The following is a 17237-nucleotide window of genomic DNA, read 5'->3' on the forward strand; positions in this document are numbered from 1 at the left end:
ATGAAAATAGGTTTAATAGGATGTGTTCAGTCTAGTGAAAATGCATTAAAGACATTACTGGCAATACCTAATGTACAAGTCGCCGCTGTTGTAACTCGCAAGAGCTCGCAATTTAATAATGATTTTTGTGATTTATCTTCTGTATGTGAAGATAAAAAAATTCCTTATCATTATGAAGACCCAAAGAAAAAAGAGCTTTCGACTGAGTTCTTAAAAAAATTCAACCTAGATGTCATTTACTGCATAGGCTGGAGCTACTTACTTAATGAAGAGCTTTTCTCTATGCCTCGCCTGGGTGTGATCGGATTTCATCCCGCAAAGCTACCTCAGAATCGTGGGCGTCATCCCATTATTTGGGCGCTTGCTTTAGGTCTCTCTGAAACCGCCTCTACATTCTTTAAAATTGATAGTGGTGTGGACTCTGGGCCAATATTAAGTCAAGAAGTAATAAAGATAGATCGGAATGACGACGCAAATTCTTTATACAATAAAGTGATATGTGTTGCGGAAAGGCAAATAGTGGAATTCACGGCGGCTCTTGCTGAAGGTAAAGCTGAGTTTATAGAGCAGGACGAAGGTGAAGCAACATACTGGCGAAAACGCAGCAGAAAAGATGGACTTATAGATTTCCGTATGTCGGCAGAGGCTATTTATAACCTAGTAAGAGCACTGGCGCCTCCTTATCCTTGCGCTGAATTTTTATGTGATGATTTTTTTTGTAAAGTAGCTAAGAGCGAGCCAATAAACTCGGGGTATCCAAAAAATGTTGAACCAGGAAAGGTTCTTAAGGTAACCGGGAATAACTTGCTAATTAAAACTGAGGGAGAGGGCGCAATCTGGTTACTAGATGTTAATAGCCCTGCTATTCAAATAGGGGATTATCTTTAATGAAAACAGTACTTGTTATTGCCCCTCATGCCGACGATGAAACTCTAGGGTGCGGTGGCACTATGCTAAGGCACTTGCAGTCAGGTGACAAAGTTTACTGGTTGATAGTAACAAAAATGGCCACTGATTTAGGTTTCTCTTTGGAGCAAATAGAAAGAAGAAAAAAGGAAATCAATTTGGTTTCTAAAGCTTATGGTTTGACTGGTACATTTGAGCTTGACTTTCCTCCGGCTGGTTTAGATACGCTGGCAAAAGGCGACATAATAGGCGGACTTGGAAAAATAATAAAGGAGCTAGCTCCTGAAATTGTTTATACCCCCTACCGGAATGATGCGCACAGCGATCATGAAATTGTGTATGACGCAACAATGGCTGCAACAAAGACTTTTCGTTATCCGTTTATAGAGCGTGTTTTAGCTTATGAAACGATTTCTGAAACCGATTTCGGTTTAAAGCCTGAAGATGGTGGATTTCGCCCAAATGTCTATGTAGATATCAGTAGCCATATAGAGAAAAAGTTAGAGATATTGGAAATATTTGAATCAGAAATGGGCGATTTCCCTTTCCCCCGTTCGAGAAAAGCCATTGAGTCTTTAGCATTTGTCCGAGGTGCGCAGTGTAATAAGAATGCTGCGGAAGCTTTTATGCTTATTAAGGAGGTTTTATGACGTTGATAATTGCTGAAGCCGGCGTAAACCATAATGGTGACGCTCAGCTGGCCCGGGATTTAGTCGCGGCAGCCCACAAAGCAGGGGCTGATATTGTTAAATTTCAAACCTTTAAAGCCAAGAATATTGTTACAGAAAATGCGACTCAGGCAAATTATCAGAAAAAAAACATGGGTAAAGAAGAAAGCCAGCTAGCCATGTTGGAGCGCCTGGAATTAGGTCACGAACTGCATTACGAACTGGTTGCCTATTGCAACGAACTGGGCATTGAGTTTCTTTCAACCGCCTTTGACGACGAGAGTCTTGATTTTCTGGTCAATGACTTAGGTTTAAAACGATTAAAGTTACCGTCTGGTGAAATTACTAATGCCCCCTTAGTGTTAAAACATGCTCAAACAGGGTGTGATTTAATTGTTTCGACAGGCATGGCAACCATGGCGGAAATTGAATCGGTGCTGGGGGTTATGGCTTACGGTTACTTAAACCACAGCGCGAAAGCCGCAACCCACTCTGATTTTGAAGCGGCCTATGCCTCAGATGAGGGCCAGAAACTCCTACGCGAAAAAGTCACTGTGCTGCATTGCACCACCGAATATCCGGCACCGATGGAAGAAATCAATTTAAATGCAATGGACACCATCGCAGGTACCTTCCGGTTAAAAACTGGCTATTCCGATCACAGCAGCGGCATTACTATACCAATTGCCGCTGTAGCCAAAGGCGCAACGGTTATTGAAAAGCACTTTACCCTGGACCGAAATATGGAAGGGCCGGATCATAAAGCCTCATTAGAGCCGGAAGAGCTCGCCGATATGGTGTCGGCTATTCGCAATGTGGAAAAAGCCCTGGGCGATGGCGTTAAACGGCCGACGGTATCAGAAGTTCAGAATAAGAATATTGCCCGCAAAAGTCTGGTCGCGGTGCGGCCGATAAAAAAAGGCCAGATGATTACAGCCGAAGATATCGCCGTGAAACGCCCCGGCGGCGGGCGTTCTCCTTACGACTACTGGCAGGTTATTGGTCAGCAAAGCCAACAGGATTATCAGCCCGGGGACCTTCTCCTTGGCTAAGCCTTATATTGTTCTGGGTGGTGGTGGCCATGCGCGGGCGTTAATTGAAATATTATCGTCCCACAATGCTGTAGTAGAGGCAATGGTTGCTCCCGAGCTTATCCCCGCACCGGAGTTTAAATCGCTAAAGCATCTCACTCACGATGACGATATCAACCAATATCCGACAGCTAGTGTAGAGCTGGTTAACGCCATTGGTTCGTTACCTAAAGACGCAAAGCTCAGAGAAACTCTGTTTAAACGTTTTAAAAGCGCTGGCTATCATTTCGCAGCGGTGGTTTCCAAAGCGGCGATACTATCAAAATATGCAGAGCTGGCCGAAGGGGTGCAAATACTGCCGGGGGCAATTTTAAACGCTTGCCAGGTAGGGGCTAATACCATTATAAACACTGGCGCTATCGTAGAACACGATGTCAAAATTGGCGAAAACTGCCATATCGCTCCCGGCGCGGTAATTTGCGGTGATGTTTGTATCGGCAATAATGTCCATATTGGTGCCGGTGCTACGGTTCTTCAGGGCCTTAGCATCGCCGATAGTGCTGTGGTCGGAGCCGGTTCTGTCGTCACCAAAAACTTATCAGCCGGCGCGATAAATTATCCGGCGAAATCCTTTATTAAAGAGGAAAACGAATAGCATGAGTTATGATTGGCGCAATGTCGTTGTCGCACCATCAGTATCCGTTAAAGAAGTACTAAAAAGATTAGATACAGAAGCCCTACGTATCGTTTTGGTGTGTGATGATGGAATGAAATTACTCGGCGTAGTTACCGATGGCGATATCCGCCGCGCAATTTTAAACGGTGTCGGTTTGGAGAGTGATGTTCAAACAATAATGAATAAGTCACCAACGACCATTGAAAACTCGCTTTCTAGAAAAGATGCCATTGCTCTAATGCAAAGCAAAAGCATCTTGGCAGTACCTGTAATAGATGAAGGCAAGTTAGTTGGTCTGGAAACTCTTCAGCAGGTTAAAAGTCGGCAACATTATGATAACCCGGTTTTTATTATGGCGGGAGGATTCGGAACCCGCTTACGTCCACTGACCGATGATACCCCCAAACCTATGTTGAAAGTGGGTGAACGGCCAATTCTCGAAACTTTAATCGTCAACTTTATTAAGTCTGGGTTTACTAACTTCTATGTTTCAACTCATTACTTGCCAAGTGTAATTAAAGACTATTTTGGCGATGGCAGTAAATGGAATATCAATATTACCTACGTACATGAGGAAAACCCTCTTGGCACGGGCGGGGCACTTGGCTTGCTTCCTGATAGTACCCCTAAATTGCCGTTGATTATGGTCAATGGCGATGTACTGACAACAGTTGATTTTGAGCGCGTATTAGATTTCCATGTACAAAATGATGCTTTAACAACTATGTGTGTGCGTGAATACGACTACCAAGTGCCTTATGGCGTTATCGTTGGTGATGGGAAACGAATTGTTAGTATGGAAGAAAAGCCAATTCAGCGTTTTTTTGTTAATGCAGGTATTTATATTATTGAGCCGAAAGTTTTTAGTCGTGTAGAAAAAAATCAGCGGATTGATATGCCGACGCTTCTGCAGAGTTATATCGATAAAGATGAAGAAGTACTGATGTTTCCTATTCATGAATATTGGTTAGACATTGGCCGAATGGATGACTTTGAAAGAGCCCAGGCCGATATTAAAACGTTATGTCTGGAATAATGATGAGTGACTCTAGTAATACTATTATTGTCATACCAGCCAGGGGTGGTAGTAAACGTTTACCGCGAAAAAATGTGAAACCTTTAGCAGGCAAGCCGCTTATTTGCTGGACAATAAAAGCGGCAATAAAAGCCAACCTTGATGCTAAGATCATCGTAACCAGTGATGATGGTGAGATACTTGAATTAACAGATTCTTATAAAAACAAGGGCGTTTTTAAACGTAAGCGACCTGCTGAGTTAGCCTCAGATACGGCTAGTAGCGTTGACGCAGTAATAGACGTTATTGAGTCCGAAAGTGGATTAGGTAATAACCCTCAAACAATTATTCTATTACAACCTACCTCGCCGCTAAGAAACGAAGAAGATATTTTTAATGCGTTTCAACTATACAAAGATGAAACTACCAATGGCAACAAAGATACGGTTGTTAGTGTTTGTGAGGTAGAGCATCCTACCGCTTGGGTTGGCCAGGTTGATGAAGATATGTCGTTTACAGGAACCGAGCTTTTGAATAAACGGTCACAGGATTATGAAAAGGAATATAGGCTTAATGGGGCAGTTTATGTTTGCTCAGTTGAGCATGTCATGTCAGAGAAATCACTATTTACGAATAATTTAAAAGCTTCAATAATGCCGAGGCATCGATCTATCGATATAGATGAAGAAATTGATTTTAAAGTCTGTGAAGGGCTACTAAATGGTTGATAACTTATTTGTTGTTGAGTCACCTCTACAGGCTTTAGTTGCCTTAGAACTAAGTTTACGTTTCAAGGATGATAAAAACGGAGTTGTGTATCGTTTTGTAGAGGGGCGAGAGCGAAATAATAAGCAAGTAGAGAGTGTTTTAAGTCAAGGGGATTGGTCTTTTAAAAAAAGCTTATTATTTGACACTAGTAGCGGCTTGTCGACTCATAAAAGTATCCTTCGGGAATTAAATTACTTTAAAAAAACTTTTCCCAAAGGGATTAGACAATTATTTATTGGTGAATTTCGTTCGCAGTGGATGCATTTTATGAGGAGCGCTGTTTCCCCAGGTAAAACCATATTAATGGATGACGGCGCAGCAACATTAGCAGTTAAGAGAAAATTTATAGATAAAGGGATATACTTTCCGGAAGTTCTTTGGAAAAAAGGAAACCCTATCAAGAGGTTTGTGAAGCGAAATATGTATAGTCGCTTTATGAAAAAACGTGTACTTCAATCCAAGATATATTTTGCCTCTGCTTTTATTAAATCGGAGTCTCTGTACCCTATTGACTTCTCCTTTTTTAAAGAGATGTATAAAAGCGAACCCAAAAAATCTAGTAAAAAAAGTGTATTCTTTTTTGGTTCAAAATATAGTGAATCAGGAATAATATCCCAAGAGTATGAGTTAGCTTTTCTGGGGCGAGTGAAAGACTTCTATTCGTCATATGAATGTGATTTAGTTTATTGCGCTCATAGGGATGAAAGTGATGAGAAGTTAAATGTAATTAGAAATGAAGTTGGGCTGCAGGTTATCCTTCCAGACTCACCTGCCGAAATTTTCTTATTAGAGCATAGTGAGAATATTCTTGAAGTGTCAGGGGCATATTCTAGTGTCTTAAACAACGTGAAAGTGATATTGCCAGAAGTCATAGTAAGAGCATTTCAATTGGTTCCCGAAGAAATTTGCGTTAAGTATAGAGCGGATATAGGGCTTGTATACAGGTACTTTGATAGTGAAGGTGTTAAAGTAGTCTCATAGATCAGTTTGGTTATCATCTGAATTAATGAATAGAAAGATTATAGATATTAGAGAGATAATATGGCTTGTAGCAACTGTGATGCTGGTAATCACACACTTCGAAACTGTCCTAATAAAAAGCGATGTTCCGTATGCCATAAAGTAGGGCACAACGCGCAAACTTGTCCTGAAGCTAGACGGTGCCGTATTTGTAATGGTAGAAACCATGATGCTAGAAACTGTCCAATGAAATAGTAAAACTACGATTAAGATGATGATCGTATAATTATTTTAAGAATTAAGGCAAACAATGAAAGATAAAATTTGTATAATTGGAATGGGCTACGTTGGACTGCCATTAGCCGTAGCTTTCGCCGAAAAATATTCTGTAATAGGGTTTGACATAAATAGTTCACGTATAGAAGAACTGCGATCAGGCATTGATAGTACATTAGAGGTTGCTAACGAAGAGCTGCTGAGTGTCAGTGAGAATTTGGTTTTCTCCGAAAATGCATCGGACATAGAAAATACGAATATTTACATTGTAACAGTTCCTACTCCTATCGATAAAAGTAATAAACCTGATTTAACTCCTTTGGAAAAAGCGTCTGAAACGGTAGGTAAAGTAATAGAAGCTGGAGATATTGTTATCTATGAATCGACTGTCTATCCCGGAGTAACAGAGGAAGTTTGTGTCCCAATTCTAGAAAGGTTTTCGGGTCTAGTTTATAACAAAGAGTTTTTCTGCGGCTATTCTCCTGAGAGGATAAATCCAGGTGACAGAGAACATACTGTTAAAAACATTCTAAAAGTTACTTCAGGTTCCACGCCTGAAATTGCCAAAAAAGTTGATGAATTATATTCATCTATAATAACCGCAGGAACTCACCTTGCGTCAAGCATTAAAGTAGCCGAAGCATCAAAGGTAATTGAGAATACTCAGCGAGATGTCAACATCGCATTAATCAATGAATTGGCAATGATCTTTAATGAAATGAAAATTGACACTAAAGAAGTTATCGAAGCAGCAGCAACTAAATGGAATTTTATAAAGCTTATGCCTGGATTAGTCGGTGGGCACTGTATCGGAGTCGACCCTTATTATCTAACCTACAAAGCTGAGGAATTAGGTTATAAACCAAATCTCATACTAGCTTCTAGACAGATTAATAACGGTATGGGAAAGTATGTAGCTGATGCCGCAATTAAAGAGCTTATAGATAAGAGAAAGTTAGTAAAAGATTCTAAAATATTGATACTTGGCTATTCATTTAAGGAGAATTGTCCAGATACTAGAAATACTAGAGTTATAGATATTATCACTAATCTTAATAAATTCGGAGTGAACTGTTTTGTGTATGATCCATGGGTAAGTTCATGGGAAGAAAAGTTAATATTTACTCCGTTACGCAGTATTGATTTTACTAAAAGATATTATGATGCAATCATCTTAGCAGTAAATCACAATGAGTTTGAATGTTATACGAAAGGTATGTTGGAATCTATCGTGAAAGAGCCGTTTATACTCTTGGATGTTAAATCATTTAAAGGTTTTTCGACATGGAAATTGTGATTAGATATGCATCATAGAATATATGTATCTATTTTTTTCTTATATGATGCTCTATAGTTTTTATTCTTATTAATTGGATGGTTCCTACTTATGTTTAGAGTTTCTGGTTCTCAATTGGTAAGCATCATAATACCAACTTTTGGGCGGCCTTCTCAGTTGGATAGAGCAGTTTCCAGTGTACTAAAGCAAACTTATAAAAATATTGAGATAATTATTGTTGATGATAATAAAATTGGAGATGATAATAGTTTGAAATCTTTTTCAGTAATTAAAAGATTTTTAAATGACTATGATTTTATAAGATATGTTAAGACCTTTGGTAAAGTTGGGGGGGGGGAAGCTAGAAATATTGGTATTTCTGCTTCAAAAGGTAATTTTATTACTTTTCTAGACGATGATGATAGTTACTTGCCTGATAAGATAGAAAAGCAATTAAATGCTTATAATAACTCAAATCTAAAGAGTTTAGCAATAGTTTACTGCAGAATGTCAATGTATAAAGAAGGTACTAAGACTCTTCTGGCAATCACTAACCGATTATTTAGAGGGACTTACAGACCGTTAAAGGAAAATGTTTATGGCTGTATAGCTGGAACTCCATCATTGTTTATTAAGGCTGATGTTTTTAATTCTAGTTTGAAGTTTCGTGATGTTTCATCAGGTCAAGATTGGGTTCTTATTTATGATATTTTAAGAGAAGGCTATTCAATAGATTACATAGACGATAGCCTAGTTAATGTTTACGTGCAAGATTCAGGTAGAATTTCAACAGGTTTAAATAAGATAAATAGTTTGAAAGGTGAGATTTTACGCTTGAAAAAGGAAATGATTCATTCTCTCGATATGCATGAATTTGAAAATGCAATCCTTGCCAGTCATTATTATCAAATAGCTAGTGCACTAAAGTTTAATAAGAAAATTGAATCCTTAGGTTGGATGTATAAAAGCGCTAGATTAGAGATGAATGCTAGGCTTCTTATAAAGTATATTTCTGGGGTTTTTTTAGGATATCGTCTTAGTATTTTTTTAAAGTCATTGAGAAATCGTTTCTTTCAACGGGGCGTTTAGTACTTTCCGATATAGATTTTATCAGTAATATCTTTTTGGTTTAAAAAGGAAGAGTGGTTTTTGCGGGTTTATCAAGTAATCAATAGTTATAAAGGTGGCGGCGCTGAAAGTTTGGTGGAGGAGCTGAAGCTAGGTTTAATAAAGCGAGGAGTTTTATGTAATGCTGTAGTTTTTTCTGAACGTGCCCTTCATAATAACGATTTTTTTGACATTGAAGCTAATAATGGAGACGAATGCCTGAGTACATCTCCGCGAAGTATAAAAGCGCTTTTTCGACTTCGTAAGTTCATGAAAAAAGCCGAAAGCGAACATGGTCATGTGATTTATCATGCTCACTTAACTTGGCCGTTATATTATTTAGCTCTTGCTTCAATCGGTATTGATTGTAAGCTGGTATTTACTGAGCACAATACAAATAATAAACGGCGGCGTTTGCATTTCCTTAAGTTCTTTGAACGTTTCGTTTATGGACGCTATGATCGGATAATTTGTATAAGTAAAGGTGTTAGAAAATCTCTCGAAAAATGGCTTGGTGATGGATTTAATGGTAACTTTATCACTGTGTATAATGGTGCCCGATTGTTAGATAAGAATCGGTCAATATCACATCTGAATATACAGTATAAAGAGTATAAATTTATTTCTGTTGGATCTCTCACTACTCAGAAAGGCCTTGATATAGTAATTAAAGCACTTGCATATTTGCCAGCGGAGATCAATTGGTCTTATGCAATCCTCGGTGATGGCCCTGAAAGGTCAAGACTAGAAAGTTTAGCCGAGAAATATGGAATTAGAGATAGAATTAATTTTGTTGGTTGGTCGAATCAAGTTTCAGAATATTATTACTCTTCAGATATACAGTTGATACCCTCGGTCTGGGAGGGTTTTGGTTTGGTCGCGGTTGAAGGTATGTCAGCCGGATTGTCTATAGTAGCCAGTCGAGTAGATGGGTTAAAGGAGGTACTGGGAGATTCGATTGAATCTGTATTTTATGTTCGTCGCCAATCAGATACTCAGGAGTGGGTTGAAAGAATCGCTGAAAGCGTTAATTCTTTAAGTAGAAATGCGAAAATATTAAGAGAAGCCTCTATCTGTCGATCTCAGTTATTTTCCTTAGATAGAATGGTGGATAATTACTTGAATTTATATAATAAAATCGATGAATCCAATAATTAAAATAGGCTAAGGACTTTGTTAATTTACTATGTTACCTTTATTATACTTTTTATTTTAGGGTTTATTTATCAGCGACTAAATCTGATAGGAAGTGCTAGCCCTATAAGTGTCTCTATTGTTATAGCGACTTTGTTAATTATATATGGTTTTAGATTTGAAGTAGGTGTTGATTGGTTTAACTATATACGAGTTTACGACAGAGACGTTGCAAATTCACTAACCTTCACAACTCCAGAGTTAGGTTATAAGTATCTAAACGTTCTTTCTGACGCTCTCGGCGCGGGCATCCATGGAGTGGTGTTTGTGGCGACTCTAATGCTTTTAGTTTTTTCTTTCCTAGCCCCGATGCGACTCGGTATTAACCCCTTCTACTTTATGGCCTTAATTGCTCCTTACCATTTAGTAGTCGCTGGTATGAACTTAACTAGTCAATCTATAGCCATCTCTATTTTCATTTATGCGGTTACTTTCCTAATGCAGAAAAGAAAGGTGACGTATGCCTTTCTTATTTTATTTGCTGCGTTGTTTCATTTTTCCGCTATCTTGTTGTTGTCATTTTTGTTTATCGACTTCAGAAAAAGGTACCTCATTCCACCTTTACTCTTTATTTTCTTGCCGGTAGTGGCCGCAGCTTTCTTATTATATGGGCATTACTTTGAATCAGGGATGGAAAATGCCGGGGTAATTCTACGTGTTGGCTTTTTGTTTCCTGTCGCTTTTCTTATTCTGGCCCATAAGAAAAAGTGGCTTAAACTCGATAAAATCCGCTTTAGACTATGCTTAGTGACTGTTTTGATTGGCCCAATGCTGTTGGGCGCTTCCTTGCTTTCGTCCACGCTAGCTGACAGGTTTTCATACTATTTTATCCCGTTAGCTGTTTTGTTAGTCATGGAGCAAGTTACTCATTCTAAACGCAGACCTTATGATCTGATGACCTACGCTTCACCAATAATGTTTGTAACGGCGCTAACTTCTTTTGTAGCTTGGCATACTGCGAGCTCCTACATTCCTAAATACCAGTTTCAGCACTTGTTCTTTGCGGCGGCTAGCTAGTAATGAAGCGAAACCTAATAAAATTTTTAAATGATAAATCAAAATATAATGATTTATACCGAAAGTCTTTGATGACTAATTTGAATAAGTCTGGAGCAAAGGTTAGCTCTTTAGGGGTGTTTGAGTCTCTGGGTAGTGCGCTCTCGTTTTTGTCCCTTAACTTTAAGCATCACAAAATCGTTTCTTCTAATTTAAAAACCAACCTCTTTTCTTTATTGTTTTGTTTTAAGCCGCAGGTACTAATAATTAATGGTTTAGGCCGATATAGGACTAACCAAAAGTTTAGGCTTTTGCTACGAATGCTTTTGGATAATCGAAGTTCTGGTGTACAGGCGATATTTCAGAATTACGCGGATTACCGTTTTTATAGACGTTTTTGCAATGATGCCAGGGTTTACTGGGTTCCCGGTTCTGGCGGGGTATCACGAAAGATCGGGGCGAGCGAAAACTCTTTTGTCGCGATTCAGCGCGACAGTAAGTTGTCGTTAGTTGCCAAGTCTATTCAAGAGTGTACGAGTTTGATTCAAGAAGTTAAAGCGGGCGACTCGTTATCGTTCACATTAATTGGTTGCTCTATTGAAAATGAAGTAGCAAAAGCCCAACTTCCGAACTTTAAAAATGTTGGCCGATACACTCAAGATGACATTTTTATTGATGGAGGAAGCTTTATACAGCCTGAAGGTTATGGTGAAGGTATCCCTCATACGCTGGTTGATGCAATTTGTAGCAGCATGAAAATCTTTATAAAGAAACAGTGTTTCCTAAGGTATGGGCTACATAAGTTACATTGTGAATTTTATTGTATAGGTAACGGATGGGGTGAGTTAAGAGCGACTGCTAAGACTAGGGAAAAGGTTTCTCTAGAATCGGTAAACGAATCTTACATAAGTATAATATCCAGAATGGGTAAGTTTTAAATATGAAAGTATTATTAACTGGTAGTACAGGCTTTTTGGGAGCCTATTTAAATAAATACTTTCTTGAAAAAGGGCTGAGTACTGTAACACCCATTCGTAAGGCGAAAAGCGATAATGCGTCAAAAACTTATCTCCATCTTTCTAGTTTAAATGACCTAACGACTCAGGTTTTATCTTCCGAGAAGGTAGATACGTTCGTTCATTGTGCCGGAGTTGCTCATAAACACGAGATATCTGTAGGTGAGTTTTCTAGAGTAAATACTGATCTCACCTTGTTACTCGCACATCGCGCAGCAGCGGTGGGAGTAAAGCGGTTTGTTTTTTTCAGTTCAATTGGGGTAAACGGTGCTTCGAGCGAATCTCCTTTCAATGCACGTGATAAGGAAGCACCTTACGATGCATACACGGAGTCAAAATATGACGCTGAAAAAGGTTTAAGGGAAATATCGCTAGAAACGGGGATGGAGATAGTCATAATAAGACCCCCTCTCATCTATGGATCGAATGCACCGGGTAACTTTGCCAAATTCGTAAAATTGGCGAGTATTCCTGTTCCGAAGCCTTTGGGGAGTATTAACAACAAACGAAGCTTTGTTTCAGTCGAGAATTTATCTGACTTCACCTATTTATGTTTGACGCACACAGCTGCTGCAAATGAGACATTCTTGGTAAGCGACGGCGAAGACCTTTCAACCACGGAGTTTTTGCGGAAAATGTCGAACGCCATGGGTAAGCGCGCCATGCTCATTCCGTTTCCTGTTAGTTGGATGAGGCGCTTGGCTAGCTTTGTTGATAAGCAAAAGTTGATAAATAAGCTCGCCGTAAATGTACAAGTCGATATTGAAAAAAATAGAACTTTATTAGGTTGGGAGCCAAAAGTTTCGATTGACGAGGCTTTAAGAAATGCGCTTTCACAAGAGAAGCCATAGTGACTAAAGAGGCAATGAGTAGATGTTATTAAGAGCGTTTGATGTGGTTTTTTCTTTTGTGGGCTTAATTGTCGGGTTGCCCATACTTATTTTGCTAACCCTTATCGGCCTATTTGATACTGGCTCTCCTATATTCAGGCAAGAGCGTGTTGGAAAATATAAAAAACCGTTTGTTTTGGTTAAGTTCAGAACCATGAAAAAAGAAACTGCCTCGGTCGCCAGCCACTTAGCCAGTAGTGCATCCATTACCAAATTCGGGCATTTCTTGCGCCGCACTAAGCTGGATGAACTTCCGCAGCTTTGGAATGTTCTAAAAGGCGAGATGAGTTTAGTTGGGCCACGCCCCGGGCTTTTTAACCAAGAAGAGTTAACTCAGGCGCGCGAGGCAAAAGGCGTGTTTAACGTTCGCCCGGGCATTACCGGTTTAGCTCAGGTGAACGAGATAGATATGTCCACGCCGGAGTTGCTGGCAGAAACGGATGCAAAAATGATTAGCACACTGAATATAAAAAGCTACTTTCAGTACATTTTAATGACAGTGACCGGCAAAGGCTCAGGGGATAGAGTAAAATGAAGGTTTTAGTAACAGGTACAGCGGGCTTTATTGGTTTTTACACCGCGTTAAAACTACTTAAACAAGGCCACCAGGTAGTTGGCCTGGACAGTATTAACGACTATTACGATGTAAACCTTAAATTTGGTCGTTTAAAAGAAAGTGGCATAGAGCAAAGTAAAGTAGAATACGGCGCAATGGTTACGTCTGATTCGTACCCTGACTATTCCTTTATACAACTAAAACTGGAAGACAAGCCTGCGCTGGATGCTTTATTTGAACACGAACAGTTTGACGCCGTTTGTAACCTGGCCGCCCAGGCTGGCGTTCGTTACTCGCTGGAAAACCCCAATGCTTATATAGACTCTAACATTGTTGGCTTTATGAATGTGCTAGAGGCTTGCCGACATAATGGCGTTAAAAACTTGAGTTATGCGTCCAGCTCGTCGGTTTATGGTCTGAACGAGCAAATGCCGTTTTCAACCTCACATAGCGTGAACCACCCGGTAAGCTTGTACGCGGCTACGAAAAAGTCGAACGAACTGATGGCGCATACCTACGCGCATTTATACGGCATACAGTGTACCGGCTTACGGTTTTTTACCGTTTATGGCCCCTGGGGCAGGCCCGACATGGCGCCTTTTATTTTCACCAAGGCGTCACTGAATGGCGACACCATTAAGGTGTTTAATAACGGTAAAATGAAGCGCGACTTCACCTATATTGATGACATTGTCGAAGGCGTGGTTCGTGTTATTGAAACCCCCTGTAAAGCCAACCGGGACTGGAATGCAGCGCAGCCTGACCCTTCCAGCTCGTCTGCGCCTTATAAAATTTATAATATAGGTAACAGCCAGCCGATAGAGCTTATGCGCTTTATTGAGGCGGTTGAAGCGGCCGCGGGTGTAGAAATTAATAAAGACTTTCAGCCCATTCAGCCGGGTGATGTTGTTGCCACTTATGCCGATGTGTCCGAACTCGAAAATGATATGGGCTATAAGCCATCAACGCCGGTAACCGAAGGCATGAAACGCACCGTTGAATGGTACCGAAGCTTTTACGATAAGGCTTAAGCGGTTACTTTTCTCGGTTAACAAATTGCTGTATCTTACCTGTCACTTTGCTCAGGTTTTATTACTAAAAATAATTGAGGGTTATACCTTGCTGACTATGAATAAAAACGCATTGAATACCATGCAACTTTTTGCTCTAACGGTTTTTTTCGTAATCGTGACAGGCTTGTTTTCGACAAATGCTGTCGCTCAGGCCATGCCCAGCCAGCAGCAGTTAGAGCAGCTGCAAAGTCTGCCCCGTGCTCAGCAAGAAGCTCTGGCTCGTCAGTATGGTATTGACCCTTCAGCTATTGATGAATTTAACGCCGCCCAGCGCGACGGTGATTCCAGCGCGAAACAAGAAGTTGAGGTGGTGGGTGAGCGTTCTGCTAATGGGCAGAGTAATGAAATCGGTTCCTCTTTTTTGTCTGCCGACTTAGAAAAAGAATTTAACCGCGGCCGCTCCGAACTCAAGCCCTTTGGTTATGACATATTCTCCGGTGAGCCCGATACCTTTGCCCCGGTGGCTCATGCGCCTATTCCGGCGAGCTACTTAATTAGCGTAGGCGACGTGATTCACGTTGAAATGTTCGGCAAACAGGACGAGAGCTTTAAGCTGACTGTAAACCGTGATGGCAGCGTAGTATTGCCCGACGTAGGCGAGATGAAAGTAGCCGGCATGACCTACTCCCTAATGCAGGAGATGATCCACCACGAAGTGCAGGAGCGCTTAATTGGTTACAAAGCCGCTGTGACCATGGGCGAGCTGCGCTCTATTCAGGTGTTTATTGTGGGCGAGGCTTATAAGCCGGGTGCGTATACTGTTAGTTCGCTGGCCACTATAAGCCAAGCGCTGTACGTAGCCGGTGGCGTTTCCAATATAGCCTCGTTGCGTTCCGTACGTTTAATGCGCGGCGGCAAAGTGGCTTCTGAATTCGACCTGTACGATTTGTTGTTAAAAGGTGATGCCTCAGCCGACAAAATTTTGCAAAGCGGCGACGTAATTTTTATACCCGCCCGTGGCGATATGGTAGCCGTAAAAGGCGAGGTAAAGCGCCCGGCACTTTATGAGTTAAAAGGTGAGGAAACCTTAGAGGACGCCTTGCGTTTTGCCGGTGGTGCCAAAGACTCGGCCTATTTACAGTCGGCCGAGCTGCGCCGAATAGTCAAAGGCAAACGCTTAGTCAGTACGGTCGACTTAACCGCTGAACAGGATTTAAACCGTGAGCTTAACGGTGGTGACGCATTAACTGTTCGTCAGGTATCGCAAGAGCTGGGTAGCAGTTTAATGGTGGTTGGAGCCGTGACCCGCCCGGGCTACTATGAGTGGCAAAACGGCATGCGCATTAACGATGTGCTGCGCGATGTACGCCATGACTTACTTGATCAGGCCGATTTAGGTTACGGCCTGATTGTGCGCGAGCAAGGCCCGCGGCGCGATGTTAAAATTTTACAATTTGATGTTGCCGACGCTGTTAACGGCTTGGAAGGCGCAAACCTGCGCTTGCAAGAGCGTGATCAGCTGGTGGTGTTCAGTCGCTTTGAAACCAAGGCTGAAGAGCGGGATAACTTGTCGCGTTATACCTTGTCGGAGCAGGAACGCGAGTACCAGCAACGTCAGCGTCAGTTAGAAGCTTATCGCGATGCTTATTTAAATGACGTGGTCAACACTAAGCTTGCGGGCTCTTCAGAAAGCCCGGACGCCGAAAGTGAAGACAAAATAGTACCGTTACGAGAGCTGTTTACCGAAAAACAGGAAAAAGAGCCAACGGTGAAAGAAGAGCTGGCTATGTACTCGCGCCAAAACTTGCTGGAACCCATTATGCAGCGCCTACAGCGTCAGCGCACTGACACCGGTAATGCACCGTTTGTTTCAGTAGCCGGCGAGGTGATGCACCCGGGTATTTATCCGCTGGTTGAAAACGCTACCGCAGAAAAGTTATTAGCGGCTGCGGGTGGTTTAAAAAATGGGGCCTACGTTGAGCAGGCTGAAATTATCCGCTGGGCCATTGGTAAAGACACTGCCAATACTGACTATTTAAAAATTGACCTGGCGGCGGTGTTAAATGGTGAAGCGAATGTGCCCTTGCAGGGGCGTGACCGTTTAAATGTTCTGAGTATTCCTGAGTGGCAGAATACTTATGAAGTGACCCTGCGGGGTGCAGTTCGTTTTCCGGGCACTTACGCTATTAAGCGCGGGGAAACCCTGACCGACGTTATTAAACGCGCCGGTGGCTTTACTGACCATGCGTTTTTAGAAGGTGCGGTGTTTACCCGTGAAGAGCTGCAGCAGCAGGAACAAAAACGCAAAGAAATGCTGGCGCAGGAGCTGCAGCGTGAAATTGCCAGTAACATGATTACCGGTACCGGCGACGCTAACCAACCTTACGACCAAATGCGTACCTTGCTGGCCGACTTAATGTCAACGCCAGCGGTAGGGCGCTTGATTATGGACTTACCTAAAATACTGTCCATGAATGGCTCGCGTGATGTACAGTTAAAAGACGGCGATACTTTACATGTACCGTCGCGCAGTGACTCCATCAGCATTATGGGCGAGGTGCAAATGGCGACCTCCTACCGCTTTGACCCCGAGTTAAGTGTTGATGACTATATTAGCCGCAGTGGTGGCACCAAAGAAAAAGCCGATACCGACCGCATATATGTAGTGAAAGCGAACGGGGCTATTGAACCTTACAAAGGTGGCAGTAGCTGGTTTGGCTTTAGCAGCGGTACCGATTTAGGCCCGGGTGACGCTATAGTGGTGCCTTTGGATACCACTTATACTGAGAACTTGGAATTGTGGTCACAAATTACCGGCATTATTTATAATTCGGCAGTGGCGGTTGCGGCCATTACCAGTATTTAAAAAACTTGTTTGCAATTTGTTGC

At 41.5% G+C, this 17237-nt stretch carries 16 protein-coding genes; all 16 read left to right on the top strand.

Annotation, left to right across the window (positions count from 1 at the left end):
- The 16 genes from L8G48_RS05895 to L8G48_RS05970 all read left to right on the top strand — a co-directional run bounded on the left by L8G48_RS05895 (position 1) and on the right by L8G48_RS05970 (position 17214).
- Positions 1 to 888, top strand: a complete 888-nt coding sequence (locus tag L8G48_RS05895; RefSeq protein WP_248263674.1) for a formyltransferase family protein — start codon at positions 1 to 3, stop codon at positions 886 to 888.
- On the top strand, positions 888 to 1556 hold the full coding sequence (locus L8G48_RS05900; RefSeq protein WP_248263675.1) for a PIG-L deacetylase family protein: 669 nt from the start codon (positions 888 to 890) through the stop codon (positions 1554 to 1556). Before L8G48_RS05895 ends, L8G48_RS05900 begins: the two co-directional genes overlap by 1 nt.
- Positions 1553 to 2626, top strand: a complete 1074-nt coding sequence (gene neuB / locus L8G48_RS05905; protein WP_248263676.1) for an N-acetylneuraminate synthase — start codon at positions 1553 to 1555, stop codon at positions 2624 to 2626. The genes L8G48_RS05900 and neuB overlap by 4 nt, the downstream gene beginning before the upstream one ends.
- Positions 2619 to 3260 carry an acetyltransferase gene (locus L8G48_RS05910; RefSeq protein ID WP_248263677.1) on the top strand — a complete coding sequence of 214 codons (642 nt, stop codon included), beginning with the start codon at positions 2619 to 2621 and terminating at the stop codon, positions 3258 to 3260. The genes neuB and L8G48_RS05910 overlap by 8 nt, the downstream gene beginning before the upstream one ends.
- 1 nt (position 3261) lies before the next feature.
- Positions 3262 to 4317, top strand: coding sequence for a nucleotidyltransferase family protein (locus tag L8G48_RS05915; protein WP_248263678.1), 1056 nt, complete (start codon positions 3262 to 3264; stop codon positions 4315 to 4317).
- A gap of 2 nt (positions 4318 to 4319) precedes the next feature.
- Positions 4320 to 5024 carry an acylneuraminate cytidylyltransferase family protein gene (locus L8G48_RS05920; protein ID WP_248263679.1) on the top strand — a complete coding sequence of 235 codons (705 nt, stop codon included), beginning with the start codon at positions 4320 to 4322 and terminating at the stop codon, positions 5022 to 5024.
- The gene (locus L8G48_RS05925; protein ID WP_248263680.1) at positions 5017 to 6045 is read left to right on the top strand and encodes a polysialyltransferase family glycosyltransferase; all 1029 of its coding nucleotides are present in this window, start codon (positions 5017 to 5019) and stop codon (positions 6043 to 6045) included. Before L8G48_RS05920 ends, L8G48_RS05925 begins: the two co-directional genes overlap by 8 nt.
- 289 nt (positions 6046 to 6334) lie before the next feature.
- On the top strand, positions 6335 to 7597 hold the full coding sequence (locus L8G48_RS05930; RefSeq protein WP_248263681.1) for a nucleotide sugar dehydrogenase: 1263 nt from the start codon (positions 6335 to 6337) through the stop codon (positions 7595 to 7597).
- Positions 7598 to 7687: 90 nt separating this feature from the next.
- Complete coding sequence (locus L8G48_RS05935) at positions 7688 to 8665, top strand: glycosyltransferase family 2 protein (RefSeq protein ID WP_248263682.1); 978 nt, start codon at positions 7688 to 7690, stop codon at positions 8663 to 8665.
- A 60-nt stretch (positions 8666 to 8725) separates the two neighbouring features.
- Positions 8726 to 9841 (top strand): glycosyltransferase family 4 protein, encoded by a 1116-nt coding sequence (locus L8G48_RS05940; protein WP_248263683.1) that lies wholly within the window; start codon positions 8726 to 8728, stop codon positions 9839 to 9841.
- Between the two features lie 15 nt (positions 9842 to 9856).
- The gene (locus L8G48_RS05945) at positions 9857 to 10894 is read left to right on the top strand and encodes an EpsG family protein (protein WP_248263684.1); all 1038 of its coding nucleotides are present in this window, start codon (positions 9857 to 9859) and stop codon (positions 10892 to 10894) included.
- A 2-nt stretch (positions 10895 to 10896) separates the two neighbouring features.
- The gene (locus L8G48_RS05950) at positions 10897 to 11811 is read left to right on the top strand and encodes a hypothetical protein (RefSeq protein WP_248263685.1); all 915 of its coding nucleotides are present in this window, start codon (positions 10897 to 10899) and stop codon (positions 11809 to 11811) included.
- Positions 11812 to 11813: 2 nt separating this feature from the next.
- Positions 11814 to 12740, top strand: coding sequence for an NAD-dependent epimerase/dehydratase family protein (locus L8G48_RS05955; RefSeq protein ID WP_248263686.1), 927 nt, complete (start codon positions 11814 to 11816; stop codon positions 12738 to 12740).
- Positions 12741 to 12762: 22 nt separating this feature from the next.
- The gene (locus L8G48_RS05960) at positions 12763 to 13314 is read left to right on the top strand and encodes a sugar transferase (protein ID WP_248263687.1); all 552 of its coding nucleotides are present in this window, start codon (positions 12763 to 12765) and stop codon (positions 13312 to 13314) included.
- Positions 13311 to 14366 carry an NAD-dependent epimerase gene (locus L8G48_RS05965; protein ID WP_248263688.1) on the top strand — a complete coding sequence of 352 codons (1056 nt, stop codon included), beginning with the start codon at positions 13311 to 13313 and terminating at the stop codon, positions 14364 to 14366. The genes L8G48_RS05960 and L8G48_RS05965 overlap by 4 nt, the downstream gene beginning before the upstream one ends.
- A 97-nt stretch (positions 14367 to 14463) precedes the next feature.
- Positions 14464 to 17214 carry an SLBB domain-containing protein gene (locus tag L8G48_RS05970; protein WP_248263689.1) on the top strand — a complete coding sequence of 917 codons (2751 nt, stop codon included), beginning with the start codon at positions 14464 to 14466 and terminating at the stop codon, positions 17212 to 17214.
- Positions 17215 to 17237: the final 23 nt, after the last annotated feature.

The organism is Idiomarina aminovorans, from assembly GCF_023155095.1.
GTDB lineage: Bacteria > Pseudomonadota > Gammaproteobacteria > Enterobacterales > Alteromonadaceae > Idiomarina > Idiomarina aminovorans.